Raw genomic sequence first — 21,053 nt, forward strand, 5'->3', positions numbered from 1 at the left:
TGAACCGGCCATGATCGTGCTGCGGGAACACGGGAACAGGCGACCCGACGGACACGCAGTGGGACAGGGACGATGCGGCTCAGTCGCGCAGGGCCGCGGTGAGGTCCACTTCGATGAGCTGCCCCGTGAAGCCGAGTTGCGCGACACCCAACAGCGTGCTGGCAGTGGTGAACGCCGGCCCGAGAGCTGAGTCGGTGAGCCGGCGCCAAGCGACGCCCAGAACGTCTCTGTCGTCGCTCCGCACGTAGATCACCGAGCGCACCACATGTTCCGGCTCGGCATCAACCGCAGCCAAGGCAGCGAGTGCGTTCGCGACGACCTGGTCGACCTGAACCTCGAGCGATCCGGAACCGACGAGGGAACCACTCCGATCGAGAGGGCACTGCCCCGCCAGGTAGGCCGTACGACCGGCCTCCACCACGGTGATGTGGTGATAGCCGGGCGTCTCATGCAGCTGCTCGGGGTTGATACGAGTGATCTTCGCCGTCATGCCCGCGAGTTTGACCGGCTCACTGCCGGTGCGCATCGCAATTTGTTCCACCGAGCGACACGCGCAACGTCCAACAGGTCCAGGAACAAGCCAGGGGTGGCGGACGGCGCGGTGCTGGGGCAGGCTGGGGCGCATGGTTTCGGTGGTGCAGAATGTGGCGATCGACTGTTCCGACGCGTATGAACTGGCCCGGTTCTGGAGTGAAGTGACCGGAAGTCCGCTGTATCCGGATGCCGAACGCGGCGACCAGGAGATCCCGGTGATGCTTCCGGAGGGCCCGCTCCTGTACTTCAACCAGGTGCCGGAGCCGAAGACGGTCAAGAACCGGATCCACCTGTGCCTGCGTCCCACGACCTCGCGCGAGGAGGAGGTCGAGCGGCTGTTGCGTCTCGGGGCCACCCTGGTCGCCGACCGCCGGAAGCCCGACGGTACGGGCTGGGCGGTCCTCGCCGATCCCGAGGGCAACGAATTCTGCGTCCTGCGCGGCGAGTCCGATCACGCCGCGACGCTTTCCTGAGGCTCCGGCGCCCCGGACCGAGCGCGTCGGACGGTGTCACCGTTCGTCCGTGCCCAGCCATTCGGCGAGGGTGCCGTGCAGGCGCTCGACCTGGGCCCGGTCGAGGATCACGGTCGCCCGACCGGGTCGGCCACCCGGATCGGTCCCGGCGGACTGGGCGACCGACAGGCGCAGGTACTCCACCGGCCGGCCCTCGGCCGTCACCGGGGCGTCAGCGGCCAGGTCCCGGTTCCGGGCCCCGGGATGACAGTGATCCGGTATCGCCGCGATCTCCAGACGGCCCGCACGCGGGTGGCTTTCCGCGGGGTTCACATGCGATCCCTGGTAGACCAGCGGTGCGGCCCCGTCGCCGTCCTCGGCGAGCAACAGCCAGGTGGCAAAGATCGACATCGGTCTCCCCTTCAGCAGCTCTCGGTTCGCAGCCGTCGCAGGCTACGCCAATCCCAGCCACCGGCCTCGTGGGTGGCGAGGGATCGGGCAGGTGGATGATCTAATCTGCGCGCTATGTGGTCTCCTCTCCTCCGCTTCCTCGCCGTTCCCGGCAGGGCGGCGGTCCTGCTGCGGTCCCTCGCAGCCTGTGTGCTCGCGGCCGCGGCCTGGGTGGACGTACGGGCCGGGACGTTCGCCGGACCGGCGTCGCAGGCCCGGCTCGCCCTGTCGGCCGCCGTCGTGGGCGCCGTCCTCGTCGCCCTGCCCCTGCTCAAGGAGGCCCGGTCGTACGCCTACGCCGGGGGCGCCGCCGCCACCGCCTCGTTGGTCTGCTCCGTGGCCCTGCTCCTGAGCCACCCCGCCGCCGGCGCCGCGTCCGCCTACGGGGCGTTCGAGCCGGTCGCCCTCCTGCTGGTGCTGGCCTTCGTCGCCCGGCGCGGGCCGGCGGCCCCCACCGCGCCGATCGCCCTGCTGCTGGCGGCGGCCGTCGTCCTGCGCCCCCTGTCCATCGGCGTGCGGGAGGGAAGCCTGACCGTCGCGTTCGGCCTCACGCTGGTCGCCTTCCTGGTGGCCGGGGCGAGTGTGACCGCACGGATCGTGGAGGCGGACCGGCGGCAGCGCGCACACCGTGTCCGGCTCGAACAGCGGATCGAGCTGGCGAGGGATCTGCACGACCACCTCGCCCAGCACGTGACCGGCATCGTGGTGCAGGCACAAGGCGCCCGGGCGGTCGCCGCCAGGCGGCCCGACCTGGTCCTCCCGGCCCTGCAGCGCATCGAGGAGACCGGAGCGGAGGCGCTCGCGTCCATGCGGCAGATGGTCGCCGGGCTCAGGGCCGGCGAGAGCGACGCACCGCCGGCCGCGCCGGGCTGCATGGACGACCTGCGGGCCCTGGTGCAGGGGTTCGCCCTGAACGGGGTACCGGCGTACCTCACCGAGGAGGGCCCGACGGACACCGTTCCGCCCGAGGTGGCCGCCACCTTGCACCGGGTGACGATGGAGTCCCTGGCCAACATCCGCAAGCACGCCCGCCACTGCCGCCACGTCAGCGTCCACGTGCGCGTCCGTCCCCACGAGGCCACCGTGCGGATAACCAACGACGGGACGGCCCGCCCGGCCTCCCGCCCGGGCTACGGGCTGAAGGTCCTGCGCGAACGCGTCACCCTGGCCGGCGGCACCTTCCGGGCCGAGGCCACCGCCGAGGGCGACTGGCAGGTGCGGGCCCGGATGCCGCTCACCACCGACACGATCTAGGGGGTGTCTTGTCGATCAGGCCGGATCAGGGAGCGGGGCCTGGTGCCGTGGATCGCAAGGCGGACGAGGGAGGCGACGCGGAGCGTCGCCGACCGAGGACAACGCGGCGAGGCGCGGCACCAGGCCCCGCGAGCCCGGCATGATCGGCAAAACACCCCCTAGGCGGAGGCCTTGCCCCGGCCGCCCTTGGGCCCGCGCCCGCCGTTCGTGGGCGGGTATTCGGGCCTCGCCGGTATCGGCGGCCGGGCCGGGGCCGGCAGGGGCGGGAGGGCCGGCTCGTGCAGCCAGGCGGTGAACAGGTTGTCCAGCGGCTCGGCCGCATAGCGGGCCACGTGGTGGGTGAAGGCCACGGTGGAGACCACCCCGTGGCGGTGCACGGTGGCCCAGTCCCGCAGCATGCGGAAGAACGCGCCGTCGCCCAGCGCGCAGCGGATCGCGTGCAGGGTGAGGCCACCGCGCTGGTACAGGCGGTCGTCGAACATCAGCTTGCGACCGGGGTCGGACAGCTGCAGGTCCCGTGGCTGCGAAGCCAGCAGCCGGTGTGCGGCGGTCGCCAGCTCGTGCGCGGTGCGGCCGCCGGAGCGCTCCGACCAGAGCCATTCGGCGTACTTCGCGAATCCTTCGTTCAGCCAGATGTGCCGCCAGTCGGCGATGGTCACGCTGTTGCCGAACCACTGGTGCGCGAGCTCGTGGGCGATGAGGCGTTCCGAGCCCCGGACGCCGTCCACGTGGTTGGCTCCGAAGGTGGACAGGCCCTGTGCCTCCACGGGGACGTCCAGTTCCTCGTCGGCGACGACCACCACGTACTCGCCGAAGGGGTAGGGCCCGAAGAGTTCCTCGAACAGGCGCATCATGGCGGGCTGGCGGGCGAAATCGCGGGAGAACCGCGGCAGCAGGTGCGCCGGCACATGGGCGCTCTGCGGTACGCCGCCCAGTCCCGGGTCGCCGAGGAGCACCGTCTGGTACATGCCGATGGACAGGCTGACCAGGTAGCTGGAGGTCGGCGCGGACTGCTCGTAGACCCACGTGGTCGTGCTGGCCTTCGTGGTGCGCGTGAGCAGCCGCCCGCCGGCCACGACCGTGTACGGGGACGGCGTGTTGACCGAGATGTGGTACGAGGCCTTGTCCGCGGGCCGGTCGTTGCACGGGTACCAGGAGGGCGCGCCGACGGGCTGGCTGGCCACCAGCGCGCCGTCGGTCAGTTCCTCCCAGCCGATGCCGCCCCAAGGGCTGCGCACCGGCTTGGGGTTGCCCGCCCAGTGCACTTCCACGGTGAAGGCGGATCCGGCGGGCAGGGGCTTGGCCGGGCGGATGCGGAGCTTGCCGCCGCGGTGGGTGTAGTGCGGCGCCCGCCCGTTCACCAGGACGCGGCCTATTCTGAATTCGGCCAGGTTCAGGTGGAACTCGGTGAGCGGCGCCCGCCCGGCGATCGCGCTCAGCCGGGCCGTGCCGGCGAGCCGGTTGGGACCGGGACGGTACTACTCAGAGCGAGTTCGTACCGGTGCACTCGGTAACGGGAGTCGCCGTTGGCCGGGAAGTACGGGTCCGATGACTCTGTTCTCTGGCCGCTCACTGCCGCTTCCGCTCCCTGCGCTGTGCTCGTACGACGTGCTGGTGTGCCGGTGTACCGGGATTGCCGGTGCCGCCCTGCTGCCTGCCGCGGCGCGGACGGCCGGTCAGGACCGCCACGCCTCGATCGGATTGCCCAGCCAGCGGGTGTCGGCGGGGACGGATTCCCCGGCCATCACGAGGGATGCGGGGCCCAGCGTGCTGCGGGCCCCTACCGTGCTCCCGGGCAGGACGATTCCGCCCGGGCCCAGGGTGGCGCCCTCACGGAGCACCACAGTATCCGTCCTCAAGATCCGGTCGTGGAAGAGGTGCGTCTGCAACACACAGCCGCGGTTCACGCTGACCCCGTCGCCCAGCACGACCAGGTCCGTCTCGGGCAGCCAGTAGCTCTCGCACCACACGCCCCGGCCGATCCGGCCGCCGAGCGCGCGCAGCCACAGCGACAGCACCGGCGTGCCGGGCACCGATCCGGCCAGCCACGGTACGGCCAGTACCTCCACGAAGGTGTCGGCCAGCTCGTTGCGCCATACGAAGCCGCTCCACAGCGGGTGCTCCCCCGTCCGGTGCCGGCCCACCAGCAGCCATTTGGCACTCACCGCGACCGCGCAGGCGGCCGCTCCGGCGGTGAGCAGGACCGCTCCGGAGAGCAGTGCGGCTCCCCAGATCCCCACTCCGCTCCACGTGATCAGCGCGCAGAGAGCCGCCGCGTCAGCACCGCCAGGGCCACCGAGCAGAACACCGGGACGAGCCGGCACAGCTCCACCAGGCCGCGCGCCCACAGCAGGCGCGCGGGCGGTTCGTAGGTACGGCTCTGGTCGGCGTCCGCGGTGGACCGGGGCAGCCGGACGGCGGGAGGCCCAGGTAGGAGCTGCCCTTCTTGGCCTTCTTCGGGGTGGCGGACAGCACGCCGACCAGCCCGTCGTCCGGCACGCTGCGGCCCGGAGCGGTCATGCCGGAGTTCCCGAGGAAGGCGCGGCGGCCGATCTCGGAGTGCCCGATGCGCATCCAGCCGCCGCCGAGCTCGTAAGGGGCGGTCAGGGTGTCGTCGGCGAGGAAGGCGCCTTCGCCGACGGTGGTGAGGCTGGGCAGGGCGAGCACGGTGGACACCTCGGCGCCCCGGCCGATCTTCATGCCGAGCAGCCGCAGCCATACGGGGGTGATCAGCCCGGCGTACAGCGGGAAGAGCGTCTCGCGGGACAGGTCCATCAGCTGGGTGACCGTCCAGGCCTGCCAGCCGACCCTGCTGTGCGTGGGGTGGGTGCCGGTCCGCAGGCCGAGGCTGAGCAGGCGTACGGAGACCAGCAGCAGGGCCGCGTAGGCGAACCCGAAGGCGAGTGCCCCGGGCACCACGGCGAGCAGCGCTCCGCGCAGTGCTTCGGTGAGACCGGCACCGGCGGGCACGAAGCGGCCGGCCACGAGCAGGGCGGGCAGGGCTGCGAGCACGGGCAGGGCCGTGAGGGCGAAGCCGGCCGCGCCGTAGGCGGCCCGCCAGGGGAGTCCGCGCGGCGGGCGTTCCCCCGGCCAGTTGTGCTTGGCCTTGCCGAGCTTTCCGGCGGGTGCGCCGGCCCAGCGCTGACCGGTCGGGATCTGTCCGACGACGGCGGAGCCGGGGGCCACCTCGGCGCGCTTTCCGACCCGCGCGCCGGGGAAGAGGATGCTGCGGGTGCCGACCACCGCGCCCGCGCCGACCCTTATGGCGCCGATCTCCAGGTGGTCCCCGTCCAGCCAGTGGCCGCAGAGGTCCACCTCGGACTCCACGGCGCAGCCGCGGCCGAGTCTGAGCATGCCCGTGACCGGGGGCAGGGAGTGCAGGTCCACCTCGGGGCCGATCTTGGCGCCGAGGGCCCGGCCGTAGCGTTCCAGCCAGGAACCGGTGAGGGAGGTGGCGCCGGCGCATTCGGCCAGCCGCTCGGCCGTCCACAGCCGCAGGTGCACGCTGCCGCCGCGCGGGTGGCGGCCGGCCTGCACGCCGCGCAGCAGGAGGCGGGCGCCGCCGGCCGCGATGGCGAGGCGGCCCGGCGGGCTGTACAGCAGCAGCGCGCCTGCGGCGACGAGCCACCAGGAGGCGGTCGGCGCCCACGGGAAGGTCCCGAAGCCGTGCAGGACGTTGCCCAGGGCCAGCAGGGCGACCGTCCAGCGCAGGCCCACCAGGGTGAACAGCGGGAGCAGCAGGAGCGACTGCGCCACCTGGGAGCGCAGCGGGACCGGTGCGACGGTACGGGCGGCTCCGTCGCCCTGGGCGGACTTCTCCAGGTGCCGGGCCAGCTTGCGCAGGGTGGGCTGCTGGTAGATGTCGAGGACGGCCGCGCTCGGGTGGGGTGCGCAGCCGGGTGGTGAGCTGGGCGGCGGCGAGGCTGCTGCCGCCGATCGCGAAGAAGTCGTCGGCGGCGCCGGTGACGGTCACGCCGAGGGTCTCGCTCCACTGTTCGGCGAGCCAGGCCTCGGTCCCGTAGAGCTGCTCGGTGGGGCCGGAGGTCTCCAGGTCGGGGAGCGGCCAGGGCAGCGCGTCGCGGTCGACCTTGCCGGAGGTGCGGGTGGGCAGTTCGGCGACGGGTGCGAGCAGCGGTACGAGGGCGGCGGGCAGTTCGGCGCGCAGCCGGGTGACCGCCGCCGCGTGGTCCCAGCCGTCCTGGGTGACGAGGTAGCCGACGAGCAGCTGGTTGCCGCTGCGCGCGGTGCGGACGGCGGCGGCCGCGCCCGCGACGCCGGGCAGCGCCTGGAGTGCGGCGTCCACCTCGCCGAGCTCGATCCGGCGGCCTCCGAGCTTGATCTGTTCGTCGGCGCGGCCGAGGAAGACCAGGCCCTCCGGTTCGGCGCGTACGAGGTCGCCGCTGCGGTAGGCGCGCTGCCAGCCGAGGGATTCGAGCGGGGCGTACTTCTCGGCGTCCTTGCCGGGGTCGAGGTAGCGGGCGAGGCCGACGCCGCCGATCACGAGCTGGCCGCTGCCGCCCATGGGTACGGGTTCACCGGACTCGTCGACGACGGCCAGTTCCCAGCCGTTCAGCGGGAGGCCGATACGGATCGGCTCCTCACCGGTCAGGAGGGCGGCGCAGGCGACGACGGTGGCCTCGGTGGGGCCGTAGGTGTTCCAGACCTCGCGGCCCTCGGTGACCAGGCGCTGGGTGAGCTCGGGCGGGCAGGCCTCGCCGCCGAAGATCAGCAGCCGGACCTCGTTGAGCGCCTCGGGCTCCCACAGCGCGGCCAGGGTCGGCACGGTGGAGACCACGGTGATTTCCTGGTCCACGAGCCAGGGGCCGAGGTCGGCGCCGCTGCGCACCTGGGAGCGGGGTACGGGCACCAAGCAGGCGCCGTAGCGCCAGGCCAGCCACATCTCCTCGCAGGAGGCGTCGAAGGCGACGGACAGTCCGGCCATGACCCGGTCGCCGGGGCCGATCGGCTCCTCGGCGAGGAACAGCGCGGCCTCGGCGTCCACGAAGGCGGCGGCGCTGCGGTGGCTGACGGCGACGCCCTTGGGCTTTCCGGTGGAGCCGGAGGTGAAGATGATCCACGCGTCGTGCTCGGGGCCGGGGCGGGAGGCGGCGGCGCGGGGGCCGGGCTCCGCGGGCCGGCCGGCATGGATGCGCTGTCCGCCGCCGAGCACCGCGCGGACCCCGGCCTCGCCGAAGACGAGGTCGGCGCGCTCGTCCGGGTCCTCGGCGTCGACGGGTACGTAGGCGGCGCCTGCCGCGAGGACGGCGAGGACGGCCACGTAGAGCTCGTTGGTCCCAGAGGGTACGCGGACGCCGACGCGGTCTCCGAGGCCTACTCCGGCGGCCGCGAGGGCCCGGCGCCGGCGCTCGACCTCGACGGCGAGCGCCCGGTAGGTCAGTCGGGTGGTTCCGTCGTCGAGGGCGAGCTCGTCGGGGTACGTCCGTACGGTGGCCTCGAAGATGTCGACGAGGGTGCGGGTGGGGGCGGCGGGCCCGGCGGTGAAGCGGGCGGACTTGCCGGACTCCTCCGGCGTCTCCCCGCCGTCGAGCAGAGTGAGTTCACCGCGCTCAGGTGTGACTGCCATCGGCCCTCGCGTCTCGTTCCCGGCATGATCCGGGTCGCGGGCGGAGCCCGGGTCTGCCCAGGTTGTTCCGGCCCAGCGCCAAACAACCCACCAGTCTAGTGCGGTATCAAGGATTTTCTTGCTGAAGCCTTGCGCGTGGCCGGTAAGAGACGGTATTGCAGCCACGGAATGACGAGGGTGCGGGCGCCTACCGGGCCCTGTGCGCGCAGTCGGGGCACAGGCCGCGGTAGGTGACCTCGGGCCCGGACACCGTGAAGCCGAAGCGCTCGTCGGCCGGGAGGCCGGCCAGGGGGTCGTCCGTCGGGTGGACGTCGCGGATGAGGCCGCAGGCGGAGCACACGAGGTGCTGGTGCGGGTGGTGCGCGTTGGGGTCGTAGCGCTTGGCCCGGCCGTCGGTGGTGACTTCGACGACCTCGCCGAGGGCGACCAGCTCGCCCAGGGCGTTGTAGACCGTCGCCCGGGAGATCTCCGGCAACCGCTGGGCCGCACGCGCGTGCACCTCGTCCGCCGTCAGGTGCACATGGTCGCCGTCGAGGACCTCCGCGACCACGCGCCGCTGGGACGTCATCCGCCAGCCGCGCCCGCGCAAACGCTCCAGCAGGTCACTCATATCGGCCCACCTATTCAGGTTCGACGGGGTGCCCCGAAGTCTATCGGCGGACATCCGGAATCCGATCGAATGTCGACCTGGTGTCCTTCTTGACTTGGATTCCGTCCATCGTAGGATCGGTTTCGTAGATAGCCAAGAGACAGGAAGACTCCAGAGCGGCAGGTGACGAAGACGTGACGGATCACCGCCGAGGAGCTGCCCGGTGCCGTTGCGTGTGCACCGGCCGCCGGCGTCCCACTGCGCGCAACCGTCCGGGACGGTGACCCCTCGGCGTCGAGGCGATCGACGAGCGCCGAGCCCATTCATCTTGGGGCCCTGCGCCCCGGCTGTTCCATTGCATTCAGTCGCATTCAGTTCCTGAACACCGTGATCCGCCTGGTACGGAAGGATTCCCATGTCTGAGAACCATGATGCAATCGTCACAGATGCCAAGTCGGAGGGCGGGGACGGCTGTCCGGTGGCCCACGGACGGGCCCCGCACCCGACCCAGGGCGGCGGAAACCGCCAGTGGTGGCCTGAACGGCTCAACCTGAAGATCCTCGCCAAGAACCCGGCCGTCGCGAACCCCCTCGGTGAGGAGTTCGACTACGCCGCGGCCTTCAAGACCCTCGATCTTCCCGCCGTCAAGCGGGACATCGCGGACGTGCTCACCACCTCCCAGGACTGGTGGCCCGCCGACTTCGGCCACTACGGCCCGTTCATGATCCGTATGGCCTGGCACAGCGCGGGCACCTACCGGATCAGCGACGGCCGCGGCGGCGCCGGGGCCGGCCAGCAGCGCTTCGCCCCCCTCAACAGCTGGCCGGACAACGGCAACCTCGACAAGGCCCGCCGTCTGCTGTGGCCGGTCAAGCAGAAGTACGGCCAGAGCCTCTCGTGGGCCGACCTCATGATCCTCACCGGCAACGTGGCCCTGGAGTCGATGGGCTTCGAGACCTTCGGCTTCGGCGGCGGCCGCCCGGACGTCTGGGAGCCCGACGAGGACGTCTACTGGGGCCCCGAGACCACCTGGCTCGACGACGAGCGCTACACCGGCGACCGCGAGCTGGAGAACCCCCTCGGCGCGGTCCAGATGGGCCTCATCTACGTCAACCCGGAGGGCCCGAACGGGAACCCCGACCCGATCGCCGCGGCGCGCGACATCCGGGAGACCTTCCGCCGGATGGCGATGAACGACGAGGAGACGGTGGCCCTGATCGCGGGCGGCCACACCTTCGGCAAGACCCACGGCGCGGGCCCGGCGGAGAGCGTCGGCGCCGACCCCGAGGCCGCCCCGATGGAGGCGCAGGGCCTGGGCTGGGCGAATTCCTTCGGCACCGGCAAGGGTGGCGACGCGATCACCAGCGGTCTCGAGGGTATCTGGACCAACACTCCGATCACCTGGGACAACACCTTCTTCGAGATCCTGTTCGGCTATGAGTGGGAGCTGTTCAAGAGCCCGGCCGGGGCGTTCCAGTGGCGGCCGAAGGACGGCGCAGGGGCGGGCACCGTGCCCGATGCCCACGACCCGTCCAGGACCCACGCCCCGACGATGCTGACGACCGACCTGTCGCTGCGGGTCGACCCGGCCTACGAGCAGATCTCGCGGCGCTTCCTCGCGAACCCCGCCGAGTTCGCCGACGCGTTCGCGCGCGCATGGTTCAAGCTGACCCACCGCGACATGGGCCCGGTCGTCCGCTACCTCGGCCCGGAGGTCCCGGCCGAGACGCTGCTGTGGCAGGATCCGCTCCCCGCGGTGACGCACGAGCTCGTCGACGCCGCCGATGTCGCCGTGCTCAAGCGGCAGGTGCTCGCCTCGGACCTGTCGGTGTCCCAGCTCGTCTCCGTCGCATGGGCCTCGGCCTCGTCCTTCCGCGGCAGCGACAAGCGCGGCGGCGCCAACGGCGCTCGGATCCGCCTCCAGCCGCAGAGCGGGTGGGAGGTCAACGACCCGGACCAGCTGGCCGGGGTGCTGCGCACCCTGACCGGCATCCAGGAGTCCTTCAACTCCGCCCAGAGCGGCGGCAAGCGGATCTCGCTCGCGGACCTGATCGTGCTGGCCGGCGCGGCCGCCGTCGAACAGGCGGCCACGGACGCCGGGTTCGCCGTGCAGGTGCCCTTCACCCCGGGCCGCGCGGACGCCACGCAGGAGCAGACGGACGTGGAGTCGTTCGCCGCGCTGGAGCCGGCCGCCGACGGGTTCCGCAACTACGTCGGGAAGGGCAACCGGCTGCCGGCCGAGTACCTGCTGCTCGACCGGGCGAACCTGCTGACCCTCAGCGCTCCCGAGATGACGGTCCTGGTCGGTGGTCTGCGCGTGCTCGGTGCGAACCACCAGCAGGCGCCGCACGGTGTCTTCACCGCGACGCCCGGGTCCCTCACCAACGACTTCTTCGTCAACCTGCTCGACCTGGGCACGACGTGGTCGGCGACGTCCGAGGACGCGAACGCGTTCGAGGGCCGGGACTCCGCTACGGGCCGGGTCAAGTGGACCGGCACCCGCGCCGACCTCGTCTTCGGGTCGAACTCGGAGCTGCGCGCCCTCGCGGAGGTCTACGCGAGCGACGACGCGAAGGCGAAGTTCGTGAAGGACTTCGTCGCGGCGTGGACCAAGGTGATGAACCTCGACCGGTTCGACCTCGCCTGATCGTGACGTCCGGGCCGGCCCCGCCGGCCCGGACATCCGGCACCCGGCACCCGGCACCCGGCACCCGTGGCCGGTCTACGGCTCCGCGCGGACGCGGCCCACGACGAGCCGGACGGCGCTGATCGTCAGGTCGGGATCGTGCACCTGTACGTAGTGATCGCTCCCGGTGGCCAGGAAGTGCGGGGTCTGGGACCCCAGCTCCACGAGCTTCTGCTGGACTTGCGGCCAGGCCCGCTCAAGGCTGGCCAGCAGGTCCTCCGGGGCCCCGGGCGGGGCGGCGAACGGTTCCGTCTTGCTGAGGACGGCCATGGGGACCGCGGGCAGCGGGTGCGCGGCGGTGACGGAATCGATCGAGCCGTCGATGTCCACCCTCTCGAACGCGGGTTGCGTGTCGAAGGGCGTGCCGGGCCGGTCGAGCAGCGTGCGGTACGCGGCCCACCGCGCGCCGAAGAGGGCGCGGATGTCCGTACCGAAGGCGTCGACGAAGACCAGGCCCGCCGTCTTCCCCGGATGCCGCTGGGCGTACAGCCGGGTGATCATCCCGCCGAAGGAGTGGCCGACCAGTACGTAGGGGCCCGGCAGGCGTGCGGATGTCAGCAGCTTGTCCAGATCGTCGGCCATCGCGCCGAGGGAGCGGGTGCCGTCGACCGGCGTGCTGCGGGTGGTGAGCGCCGGCGGGTCGGTGTACCGGACGGTTCCGGGCCGGTCGTAGACGCAGACCCGGGTGAACTCCGCGACGCCGGGAAACACCGCCGGGGATTTCGGTACGGGCGGCCGGGTGTCGGTGAAGGTCCACGTGTCGGAGGAGTCGTGCAGCCCGGACTCCAGCAGGACGAGGGGGCTGCCGCTGCCCTTGCAGCTCAGATGGATCTTCCGGCCGCCGCCCACCTCGATCTGGCCGGAGAAGTCGCCGGTGGGCGGTACGGAGGAAACCGCGGGAGGTGAGCCGCGCAGCGCCGAGGGGCTGCCGCACCCCGCGACGGCGGCCAGTACCGCCACGGCCACCAGGACGGGCAGGAGCGGAATTCGGTGTCGCATCGGCTCTCTCCGGGTCCCTGGTCGGTGCCCCTCCCCCGTCTCCCCCGATCATCCGGCACGAGGGGCCGCGCGCCCGGCATTTGCCGGACGGGGAGTCGCGGCCCCTCGCTCCCGGTCCTCTACGCGCCGGCGCCGGAGGCCACCCGGGCCATCTCCCGTTCCACGGCGTCGAGTTCTTCCTTACGGTCCATGAGCGCCAGCTGTCCCCGGTAGCGGTCCAGCGCCTTGATGAGCAGGAGGTCCCTGGCCGGCTCCATGGTGTACATGCGGCGCGCGGCGGCGACCGCCTCGGCCCGCAGGGCCAGTGCGGTCTCGGGCAGGTGCGCGAAGTCCTGACGGCTGTATTCGTACAACGCCTCGGCGAGCAGCGGCAGATACGCGAGCGGACTCACCTGGACGAGGACGCGGTAGACGGCGACCTCCTGCCGGGCCGGCAGGGTCTGGGATCCCAGGAGGGCAACTCGGGCTCGGAGTACGGCGTCGTGACCGGCATGCGCTGAGTAAGTCATGACGGTGATTCTGAAAGCCGCACAGGGGTCCGAACAAGGGCAATCCGCTGTGCCCTTGGTCCTACGAAAACCGCCTCTGACCTGTCATGATTGATACGTGTTCACCCCTGTGACCCCCAGGGCGGGTCAGCAGCCGAAGAAGGACAGGCGGACCTGACGCCGGGGGTTGTCGCGGTTGGTGTCCACGAGGGTGACGGACTGCCAGGTTCCGAGCTCCAGCAATCCGTCGATCACGGGCAGCGTCGCGTGGGGCGGGACGATCGCGGGCAGTACGTGGTCCCGGCCGTGGCCGGGGGAGCCGTGCCGGTGCCGCCAGCGGTCGTCGGCCGGCAGCAGGGAGGCCAGGGCCTTCAGGAGGTCGTCGTCGCTGCCCGCTCCCGTCTCGATGACGGCGAGTCCGGCGGTCGCGTGCGGCGTGAAGATGTTGAGCAGTCCGCTCCGGCCCCGCGCCACCTCCCCGAGGAAGGACGCGCAGGCGTCGGTCAGGTCGTGGACGGTCTCCCGGTCGCCGGTCGTCACGTCGATGGTGCGTGAGGCAAAGATGTCGGCCATGGCCTCATCCTTGCGCGGGGTCTCCCCGCCGGCCCGCAGCCTCGGCCGGTGTCGGCCGACCGGCCGGGCCTACGATGATCACAGGGGGCGCGATCCGTCCCCGCTCACGCTCCGGGGGGATTCGTGACCGAGGTGACCGGCCGGTCCGTACGCCGTCCACCGCTCGTCCAGGACGAGCTGTGACGGAAGGGGAGATCAGGGCGCTGGCGCAGGAGCTCGTCGCACTCGACGTGGCGGCCGGTGCGCGATGGGCGGTGGGTACGGCGCTGGGGGCCGTGCGTACGGTCGGCCGGAGTCGGCCGCTGCCGCAGGACGGCGCGGAGCGGGCCGCGCGTGCCGAGCTGTACCAGGTCGCCGCGTGGATCGCCTTCGACGCCGAACGGCACGGCGTTTCGCGGCGGCTCCACCTGCGGGCCCTGGAGCTGGCCCGCAGCGACCGGGCGGAAGGTCCGGACGCCGCCGTGGAGCCGCTGATCCTCGCGGTGCTGGCGATGCAGGAGGAACACCTGGGACGGCCCGGGAGCTCCTTGCGGATCGCCTCGTCCGTGCTGGCCCGCGCCGGGCTTCCCGGCCGGGTCGCGGCGATCTTCCACGTACGGGCGGCGCGCGCGCTCGCCCGCATGGGGGACGGGCCTCGGGCCCGGCGGGCCCTGGGGACCGCCGCCGAGCTGCTCGCCGACCCGCCCACGGACCGTGATCCGGCCTGGGCCTGGTGGTTCGACCGGCACGAACTGGACGGCCACCACGGCCTGGCGCTGGCGGCGCTCGGCGACCTGGGCGGGGCGGCCGCCCTCCTCCACGACGCGGCGCACGCCGGCGGTGACGGCGGCCCCGCCTACCGGATGCTGTTCGCCGCGGAACTCGCCCGGGTGCAGGCCCTGGCGGGTGACTGGCGCGGGGCCGGCACGGCCATGGCCGCCCTGGTGGACGGGGTGCCCGCCGTCGGGTCCGTGCGCGCGCTGCGGGTCATGGGCCGGGCCGCCCGGCTCGTCGAGGACGGCCGTCGCGTCCCGCGCCGTACCCGTGACACGGCCCGCCACCTCGCCCTGGCCGTGCGCGACACCGGCACCGGCACCGGCGCGGGCGCCGGATGAGCCGGTCAGTCGACCCCGAGCAGTCGCCGGCGCTCGCCCGGACTCGCTGCGAACTCGGCGCAGGCCGCCCGGTGGACGATGCTCCCCTTCTGCATGACGGCGACGTGCTCGGCGACGGAGAGGGCGAGCCCGAGGTTCTGTTCGACCAGGACGACCGTCACGCCCTCGGCGCTCACCTCCCGGATCACCTCCCCCACCTGGGCGACGATCGCGGGCGCCAGGCCGTCGGACGGTTCGTCGAGGAGCAGCAGGCGCGGATTGCCCAGCAGGGCCCGGGCGATCGCGAGCATCTGCTGTTCGCCTCCGGAGAGTTCGTCGCCCCGGTGCCCGAGCCGCTCCCCCAGCCGCGGCAGCAGGCCGAGGATCCGCGCCCGGGTCCACGGCCCGGGCGCGGGGCGGCGCCGTGCGGCGATCGCGAGGTGCTCTGCCACGGTCAGCGGGGCGAACACCCGGCGCCCCTGGGGTACGACGCCCACTCCGGCCCGGGCGATGACGTCGACGCGGGCCCCGGCGAGCTCCCGGCCGGCGAGGGTGACGCTGCCTTCGTAGGGCCGGACGAATCCCATGACGGTCGAGATGAGGGTGGTCTTCCCGACCCCGTTGCGGCCGAGGACGGCGATGATCCCGCCCTCCTCGGCTTCGAGGTCGACGCCGCCGAGGACGACTCCCCCGGCGTAGCCGGAGCGCAGGCCGCGTACGCGGAGGAACGGCTTCACGAGGTGACCTCCGTGGTGCCCAGGTAGGCCTGCTGGACCTCGGCGGAGGCCCGCACGTGATCCGGTGTGCCGGTGGTGAGGTGTCGGCCGAGGTGCATGACGGTGACGGTGTCGGCGAGCTCGAAGACCATGTCGAGGTCGTGTTCGATGAGCAGGACGGTCACCTCTTCGGGCAGTGCGGCGATCAGCTCGGTGAGCCGCTCCGTCTCCGCCTGGGACATGCCGGCGGCGGGTTCGTCCAGGAGCAGCAGCCGGGGTTCGGTGGCCAGGGCGACGGCGACCTCCAGTTGCCGCCGTTCGCCGTGCGAGAGGGTGCCCACCGCGAGGTCGTGCCGATGGGGCAGGCCCACGCGTTCCAGCAGCGTGCGCGCCCGGGCGAGATCCGTGGCCCTGGCGCTCACCCTCCGCCATCCGCCGAGCCCCTTCCCGGTACGGAGCAGTGCGGCGAGCAGGACGTTCTCCAGCACGGTCTCCCGCATGAAGAGACTGGAATGCTGGAAGGTCGCGGCCGTACCGAGTCCGACCCTGCGGTGCACGGGCAGCCGGGTCACGTCCCGTCCGTCCAGGAGGATGGTTCCGGTGCCGGTCGCCAGGGTTCCGGAGATGAGGCCGAACAAGGTGGACTTTCCGGCACCGTTGGGTCCGATGATCGCGTGCCGCGCGCCGGGGCGCACGGTGAGGGACACCTCGTCGACGGCGGTGAAGGACCCGAAGTGCTTGGACACCCGGCGCAGTTCCAGTAGGTCGAGATCGCTCACGCCGTCCTCTTCCGGCTCGGCTGGTGCGGGAGCCGTACGCCGGCCAGTCCGCGGGGCAGGGTGTACACGGCGGTGACGAAGAGCAGTCCGAGCAGCAAGGGGCCGCGTCCGGCGACGGCTTCGAGGTTGCCGAGGTAGTCGCGGGTGAGCCAGATGAGCGCGGCGGCGGCGCAGGTCCCCCGGATCGAGCCCGCGCCGCCGATGACGACGGCCAGCAGTGCGAGGGCGGCGATCTCGAAGCCGGCGTCGCCCGGTGACACGAAGCGCTGCACCGAGACCCACAGCGAACCGGCGGCGCCTGCGAGCGCCGCGGCGCCGCAGTAGACGGTGAGGGCGTACCGCCGGGTGGGGTAGCCGATCGCCTTCATGCGGGGCTCGTTGTCGCGGATTCCGCGCAGGGCGAGGGCGAAGGGGGTCGAGCCCAGGCGGGTGACGGCCGCGAGCAGGAGCAGGAAGACGGCCAGTACGTAGAAGTAGACCAGCCCGTCGAGCTCCAGCGCGGGGGTGCCGGGCAGCGGCACCACGGGTGGGACACCGGATATGCCGTCGGTGCCGCCGGTCACCGGCTTCCAGTTGACGGCGGCGCTGTAGACGATCTCGCCGATGGCCAGCGTCAGCATGAGGAACACCACGCCGCGGGCCCGGACGGCGAGCCACCCGGTGGGCACGGCCACCAGCGCGGAAGCCGCCGCGGCGATGAGGAGTTGGAGCGGTCCGACGTCGGTGAGGCTCTTGGCGGTGATCGCCGCGGCGTAGGCGCCGACACCGAAGTAGGCGGACTGGCCGAGGGTCGGCAGCCCGGTCAGTCCGGTCAGCAGGTTCACGCTCAGCGCGAGCAGGGCGAACACCAGGATCCGCGACAGGGTGGCGACGGCGTACGGGCCGAGCAGGAAGGGGGCCAGGGTGAGCCCGAGGAGTACGGCGGTGCCGATCGCCCGGGATGTCAGAGGTGTGCTCATGTGCGCACCGCCGAGGCGACCAGGCCGTGCGGGCGGACCACGAGCACGGCCAGCATGGTGCCGAAGAGGAGGAAGGGCGCGTACTGCGGGAGCAGCGCCACCCCGAGCGTCTGGACCTGGCCGATGAGCAGGGCCCCGGCGAGGGCGCCGCGCACCGATCCGAGGCCGCCGACGACCACGACGACGAGCGAGAGGACGAGCACGCTCTCGTCGACGCCCGGCCCGGGGCCCAGGATCGGCGCACCGAGGACGCCGCCGACCGCTGCCAGGGCGGCGCCGAGCGCGAAGACCCCGTAGAGCACCTTGCGGATGTCGACGCCCTGGGCGCGGACCATGTCCCGGTCGGCGACGGTGGCCCGGACGAGGGCTCCGAGCGAGCTGCGCTCGAAGACCAGGTGCACGAGGACGGCGAGGCAGGCCGCGACGGCGATGAACACCAGCCGGTACACCGGATAGGTGTGGCCGAACAGGTCCACCGTTCCGCGCAGCGGTGCCGGCGGGTCGGTGGGCAGCACCTCCCCGCCGAAGGCCGCCGCGAGGAGGTCGGCGACGATGAAGGTGATACCCAGGGTGAGCACGGCCTGGTCCAGGTGTCCGCGCCGGGCCAGCGGCTGGGTGAGCCAGGTCAGTGCCGCTCCCCCGAGGGCGCCCACCAGCGCGCCGGCCGTGAGGGCGAGGAGCAGGCCCGGAAGGGTCCCGTCGGAGAGTGCGTAGGCGGTGTAGGCCCCGCCGAGGTAGAGCGTGCCGTGCGCCAGGTTGAGGACGTCCATCATGCCGAAGACCAGGGAGAGGCCGACCGCGATCGTGAACAGCAGCAGTCCGAAGGCGATCCCGTCGACGACGCTGACGACATTGCCGTCCAGCCATCCGGCCATGTCAGCCGCCCAGCCGGCCGAGGTCGCCGGCGACGGTGTTGGCGCCCAGCTTCACCTCGCGCAGGTACCAGGGCTGGATCGGCGTGCCGCCGCTGTTGAACCGCCAGGTGCCCCGCGGGCTGTCGATGTCGCCCACCGTGGAGATGGCGGCGTTGACGGTCTCCGGGGTCACGGTTGCACCGGCTGCCCCGATCGCCTTGTCGAGCACCTGCGCCGCGTCCCATGAGGCCATCGCGTAGGTGGTCGGATCCGTGCCGTGGGCGGCCCGGTAGGCCGGTGCGAACTGCCGGTTGGCGGCGTTGTCCAGGTCGGCGCTGTAGTTGAGGGCCGTGAGGATGCCTTCGGCCGCGTCCCCTTGCCCCTTGAGCACGCCGCCCTCGGTGAGGAAGCCGGGTGCGTAGAGCGGGATCTTTCCGGCCAGTCCGAAGTCGCGGTACTGCTTCACGAAGTCGACGGCCGCGCCGCCTGCGTAGAAGCAGTAGACCGCCTTCGCCCCGGAGTTCTCGATCTGGGAGAGGTAGGGCTGGAAGTTCTTGGTGCCCGGGAACGGCGTGTACACCTCCTCCCCCGCGATCTTTCCGCCGGCGGGCAGGAAGGTGGACTTGAAGCCCTCGATCTCGTCCTTGCCGGCCTGGTAGCCCGCGGCAACGAGGAAGACCGGGCCCCCGGCCCGCTCGGCGACGTGCTTGCCGAGCGCCTTGCCGGGCTCGTCGTTGACGTACGAGGTGCGCCAGATGTATTTGGTTCCGGTCAGGGTCGTGGGCGAGGCGTTCGAGCCGACGAGCGGGATCCGGCTGGTCTCGAACAGGTCCTTGACCCCGTTGACGGTGGCCGAGCTCACCACTCCGCTGACCGCCAGGACCCGGTCCTGCTTGACGAGTTTCTCCGCCGCCGCCTTGCCCGAGTCGGCCGTCTCCCCCTCGTCCGCGACCACGATCTGCACCTCGCGGCCGCCGAGCCTTCCGCCGTGCTGCCGTAGGTAGAGCTCGAAGCCCTGCTTCATGTCGTCGCCGAGTGCCTTGTAGGTCCCGGACTGCGGGACGAGGAGCCCGATCTTCACGGGCCCGGTCTGCTTGTTGTCGTCACCCGTGCCCAGGCTGGCACCACCGCATCCCGTGGCCAGCAAGAGGCCTGTGGTGACGGTGATCAGAACCAGGGGGCGAAACCGACCTGCCATGGAGACTCCGTACGTTGTCAACCGGTCTTCGCGGACCGGATGGTGCTCCTGAGGTGACACGTGTCTATCGCGTAATTGCGACGCCCGTCAAGACTTCGCAAGATAGAGGCCGGACCGTCGCCGCACCCCTTGACCCGCGCCTCACGTATGCCGTAGCACTAGCCATCGTCAATTTCACGCCATACAACTTCGGTGGGCGAATCCACGATCCGTCAGGGAGTGAAGCACCATGACCGACGATCCATCACGGCGCAGAATCCTCCGGAACACCGGGGTGCTGACCGGAGCCGCACTGCTCACCGGCGTCCCCGGCGGACCGGCCGGCTCGGCGCAGGCTGCGCCGCCCGCGGGCGGGTCCTCGCCCGTCGTCGAACTGCCCGCGGGCCTGCTGCGCGGAGCCGTCGAGGGCGGACTCACCGTGTTCAAGGGCGTGCCCTACGCGGCGCCCCCGGTCGGAGCCCTGCGGTGGCGCCCCGCCCAGCCCCATCCCGGCTGGGCGGGAACGCGTGACGCGACCGCCTTCGGGCCGAGCGCCCCGCAGCTCTACCGGGAGGGCGGCGACGCGGTGCTCGGCACCCACGGCGCTCCCCCCTTCAGCGAGGACTGCCTGACGCTCAACGTATGGACGCCCGGAGCCGATGACGCCCGGCGGCCGGTGATGGTCTGGATCCACGGCGGCGGCTTCATCTCCGGATCGGGCTCCCTGCCCAACTACTCCGGAGAGACCTTCGCCCGCAACGGCGACCTCGTCGTCGTGACGCTCAACTACCGGCTCGGCCCGCTGGGATACCTCTACTTCGGTGAGGACGGCGCCGGCGGCAACTTCTGGTTCACCGACCAGCTCGCCGCACTGCGCTGGGTACGGGACAACATCGCCGCGTTCGGCGGCGACCCCGACAACATCACCGTCGCCGGACAGTCCGGCGGAGCGCTGTCGGTGGCGGCGCTCGCCGGCGCCCGGCCCGCCGGCCGACCGCTCTTCCGGCGCGCCATCCTGCAGAGCCCGCCGCTCGGCCTGCAGATCCCCACCCGCGCGGAGTCACTGCAGCGCAGCGCCGTCTACCTCGACATCCTCGGTGCCAAGAGCGTGGCGGAACTGCGGGCCCTGCCCTGGCCCCAGCTGATCGGTGCCACGATCGAGATGTTCCGCAGGACCGGACGCTGGGGGTACTGGTCGACGCCGTTCCTGCCGGTGCTCGACGAGGTGACGCTGACCCGCGGCCCGGCCGATCTGCTGCTGACCGGCCCCGGGGCGGACATCGACCTCCTGATCGGGTGGACCAGGGAGGAGGCCGCCTTCGCCTTCGCGCTGAGCGAGCCGTACGCCGCCGCCACCAAGGATCAGGTGCTCGCCAGAGCCCGGGACACCTTCGGGGCCCGGGCGGCGGAGGCCTACACCGCGTACGAGGAGGCCCGGCCGGGGGCCCGCCCCGTCGACGTGCTCATGGACCTGATCGGCGACGATCTGTTCCGCATGCCCGGCATCGACCTGGCCGAGCGGCGGGCGGCCCGCGGCCGGCCGGTCTGGGCGTACCAGTTCGACCTCCCGACGCCCGCGCACGGCGGCCAACTGGGCGCGGCGCACTGCCTGGAGCTTCCGTTCGTGTTCGACAACTTCGACAAGTGGTCGCAGGCGCCGTTCCTGGCGGGGCTCAATCCCCGGATCCGTGACGGACTCGCCGGGGCCGTGCACGCGTCGTGGATCTCCTTCATCCGGACCGGCGATCCCAACCACCGTCCGATGCCGAACTGGCCACGTTACGAACGCGGTTCGCGGACGACGATGAGCCTGGACTCGGTCACCGGCACCGTCGACGACCTCGCCGGGTACTGGCGGCGCCTGCACCGTCCGACCGCGCGGTAGT

The 21,053-nt window shown here is 72.2% G+C and carries 16 protein-coding genes and 2 pseudogenes; 5 read left to right on the top strand and 13 right to left on the bottom strand.

Annotated features, from left to right (window positions below):
- Positions 1-79: 79 nt before the first annotated feature.
- Positions 80-490, bottom strand: a complete 411-nt coding sequence (locus KO717_RS00545; protein WP_301363724.1) for a RidA family protein — start codon at positions 488-490, stop codon at positions 80-82.
- A gap of 133 nt (positions 491-623) precedes the next feature.
- Here KO717_RS00545 and KO717_RS00550 point away from each other — a divergent pair, with 133 nt between their 5' ends.
- Positions 624-1,007, top strand: a complete 384-nt coding sequence (locus tag KO717_RS00550; protein ID WP_301363725.1) for a VOC family protein — start codon at positions 624-626, stop codon at positions 1,005-1,007.
- A 36-nt stretch (positions 1,008-1,043) separates the two neighbouring features.
- Here the strand turns inward: KO717_RS00550 and KO717_RS00555 are convergent, their stop codons facing one another.
- Positions 1,044-1,397, bottom strand: coding sequence for a hypothetical protein (locus tag KO717_RS00555; RefSeq protein ID WP_301363726.1), 354 nt, complete (start codon positions 1,395-1,397; stop codon positions 1,044-1,046).
- A gap of 114 nt (positions 1,398-1,511) precedes the next feature.
- Between KO717_RS00555 and KO717_RS00560 the strand changes: the two genes are divergently transcribed.
- Entirely contained in the window at positions 1,512-2,690 is a 1,179-nt protein-coding gene (locus KO717_RS00560; RefSeq protein WP_301363727.1) for a sensor histidine kinase, read from the top strand.
- Between the two features lie 158 nt (positions 2,691-2,848).
- On the opposite strand, the pseudogene KO717_RS00565 reads toward KO717_RS00560, so the two are convergent.
- From KO717_RS00565 to KO717_RS00575, 3 genes and pseudogenes are all read right to left on the bottom strand, one after another.
- A pseudogene (locus KO717_RS00565) lies at positions 2,849-4,263 on the bottom strand (M1 family metallopeptidase).
- A 103-nt stretch (positions 4,264-4,366) separates the two neighbouring features.
- Positions 4,367-8,274 (bottom strand): annotated as a pseudogene (locus KO717_RS00570) (Pls/PosA family non-ribosomal peptide synthetase).
- 187 nt (positions 8,275-8,461) lie between these two features.
- Positions 8,462-8,884: a Fur family transcriptional regulator gene (locus KO717_RS00575; RefSeq protein WP_301363728.1), complete on the bottom strand. Its 423-nt coding sequence runs from the start codon at positions 8,882-8,884 to the stop codon at positions 8,462-8,464.
- Positions 8,885-9,278: 394 nt separating this feature from the next.
- Here KO717_RS00575 and katG point away from each other — a divergent pair, with 394 nt between their 5' ends.
- Positions 9,279-11,510: a catalase/peroxidase HPI gene (gene katG / locus KO717_RS00580; RefSeq protein WP_301363729.1), complete on the top strand. Its 2,232-nt coding sequence runs from the start codon at positions 9,279-9,281 to the stop codon at positions 11,508-11,510.
- A gap of 75 nt (positions 11,511-11,585) precedes the next feature.
- On the opposite strand, the gene KO717_RS00585 is transcribed toward katG, so the two are convergent.
- The 3 genes from KO717_RS00585 to KO717_RS00595 form a co-directional block, all read right to left on the bottom strand.
- Positions 11,586-12,548 (bottom strand): alpha/beta fold hydrolase, encoded by a 963-nt coding sequence (locus tag KO717_RS00585; protein ID WP_301363730.1) that lies wholly within the window; start codon positions 12,546-12,548, stop codon positions 11,586-11,588.
- Between the two features lie 119 nt (positions 12,549-12,667).
- On the bottom strand, positions 12,668-13,057 hold the full coding sequence (locus KO717_RS00590; protein ID WP_301363731.1) for a hypothetical protein: 390 nt from the start codon (positions 13,055-13,057) through the stop codon (positions 12,668-12,670).
- A gap of 126 nt (positions 13,058-13,183) precedes the next feature.
- Positions 13,184-13,609 carry a secondary thiamine-phosphate synthase enzyme YjbQ gene (locus KO717_RS00595; protein ID WP_301363732.1) on the bottom strand — a complete coding sequence of 142 codons (426 nt, stop codon included), beginning with the start codon at positions 13,607-13,609 and terminating at the stop codon, positions 13,184-13,186.
- A 179-nt stretch (positions 13,610-13,788) separates the two neighbouring features.
- On the opposite strand from KO717_RS00595, the gene KO717_RS00600 reads away from it, so the two are divergent.
- On the top strand, positions 13,789-14,703 hold the full coding sequence (locus KO717_RS00600; RefSeq protein ID WP_301363733.1) for a hypothetical protein: 915 nt from the start codon (positions 13,789-13,791) through the stop codon (positions 14,701-14,703).
- A gap of 5 nt (positions 14,704-14,708) precedes the next feature.
- Here KO717_RS00600 and KO717_RS00605 read toward each other — a convergent pair whose 3' ends face one another.
- Genes KO717_RS00605 through KO717_RS00625 form a run of 5 tightly spaced genes read right to left on the bottom strand, consistent with a single transcriptional unit; the run spans position 14,709 to position 19,188 of the window.
- Complete coding sequence (locus tag KO717_RS00605; RefSeq protein ID WP_301363734.1) at positions 14,709-15,419, bottom strand: ABC transporter ATP-binding protein; 711 nt, start codon at positions 15,417-15,419, stop codon at positions 14,709-14,711.
- On the bottom strand, positions 15,416-16,177 hold the full coding sequence (locus tag KO717_RS00610; protein WP_301363735.1) for an ABC transporter ATP-binding protein: 762 nt from the start codon (positions 16,175-16,177) through the stop codon (positions 15,416-15,418). The genes KO717_RS00605 and KO717_RS00610 overlap by 4 nt, the downstream gene beginning before the upstream one ends.
- Positions 16,174-17,136 (bottom strand): branched-chain amino acid ABC transporter permease, encoded by a 963-nt coding sequence (locus tag KO717_RS00615; RefSeq protein ID WP_301363736.1) that lies wholly within the window; start codon positions 17,134-17,136, stop codon positions 16,174-16,176. Before KO717_RS00615 ends, KO717_RS00610 begins: the two co-directional genes overlap by 4 nt.
- The gene (locus tag KO717_RS00620) at positions 17,133-18,011 is read right to left on the bottom strand and encodes a branched-chain amino acid ABC transporter permease (protein ID WP_301363737.1); all 879 of its coding nucleotides are present in this window, start codon (positions 18,009-18,011) and stop codon (positions 17,133-17,135) included. The genes KO717_RS00615 and KO717_RS00620 overlap by 4 nt, the downstream gene beginning before the upstream one ends.
- A gap of 1 nt (position 18,012) precedes the next feature.
- Complete coding sequence (locus KO717_RS00625; protein ID WP_301363738.1) at positions 18,013-19,188, bottom strand: ABC transporter substrate-binding protein; 1,176 nt, start codon at positions 19,186-19,188, stop codon at positions 18,013-18,015.
- 229 nt (positions 19,189-19,417) lie between these two features.
- Between KO717_RS00625 and KO717_RS00630 the strand changes: the two genes are divergently transcribed.
- Positions 19,418-21,052 (top strand): carboxylesterase/lipase family protein, encoded by a 1,635-nt coding sequence (locus KO717_RS00630; RefSeq protein ID WP_301363739.1) that lies wholly within the window; start codon positions 19,418-19,420, stop codon positions 21,050-21,052.
- Position 21,053 lies beyond the last annotated feature (1 nt).

It is taken from the genome of Streptomyces xanthophaeus, from assembly GCF_030440515.1.
Lineage (GTDB): Bacteria > Actinomycetota > Actinomycetes > Streptomycetales > Streptomycetaceae > Streptomyces > Streptomyces kutzneri.

Coding starts and splice junctions, on each gene's coding strand:
- KO717_RS00625 (WP_301363738.1), bottom strand. CDS start 19,188: ATGGCAGGTCGGTTTCGCCCCCTGGTTCTGATCACCGTCACCACAGGC.
- KO717_RS00630 (WP_301363739.1), top strand. CDS start 19,418: ATGACCGACGATCCATCACGGCGCAGAATCCTCCGGAACACCGGGGTG.
- KO717_RS00575 (WP_301363728.1), bottom strand. CDS start 8,884: ATGAGTGACCTGCTGGAGCGTTTGCGCGGGCGCGGCTGGCGGATGACG.
- KO717_RS00615 (WP_301363736.1), bottom strand. CDS start 17,136: ATGAGCACACCTCTGACATCCCGGGCGATCGGCACCGCCGTACTCCTC.
- katG (WP_301363729.1), top strand. CDS start 9,279: ATGTCTGAGAACCATGATGCAATCGTCACAGATGCCAAGTCGGAGGGC.
- KO717_RS00550 (WP_301363725.1), top strand. CDS start 624: ATGGTTTCGGTGGTGCAGAATGTGGCGATCGACTGTTCCGACGCGTAT.
- KO717_RS00555 (WP_301363726.1), bottom strand. CDS start 1,397: ATGTCGATCTTTGCCACCTGGCTGTTGCTCGCCGAGGACGGCGACGGG.
- KO717_RS00585 (WP_301363730.1), bottom strand. CDS start 12,548: ATGCGACACCGAATTCCGCTCCTGCCCGTCCTGGTGGCCGTGGCGGTA.
- KO717_RS00545 (WP_301363724.1), bottom strand. CDS start 490: ATGACGGCGAAGATCACTCGTATCAACCCCGAGCAGCTGCATGAGACG.
- KO717_RS00590 (WP_301363731.1), bottom strand. CDS start 13,057: ATGACTTACTCAGCGCATGCCGGTCACGACGCCGTACTCCGAGCCCGA.
- KO717_RS00560 (WP_301363727.1), top strand. CDS start 1,512: ATGTGGTCTCCTCTCCTCCGCTTCCTCGCCGTTCCCGGCAGGGCGGCG.
- KO717_RS00620 (WP_301363737.1), bottom strand. CDS start 18,011: ATGGCCGGATGGCTGGACGGCAATGTCGTCAGCGTCGTCGACGGGATC.
- KO717_RS00595 (WP_301363732.1), bottom strand. CDS start 13,609: ATGGCCGACATCTTTGCCTCACGCACCATCGACGTGACGACCGGCGAC.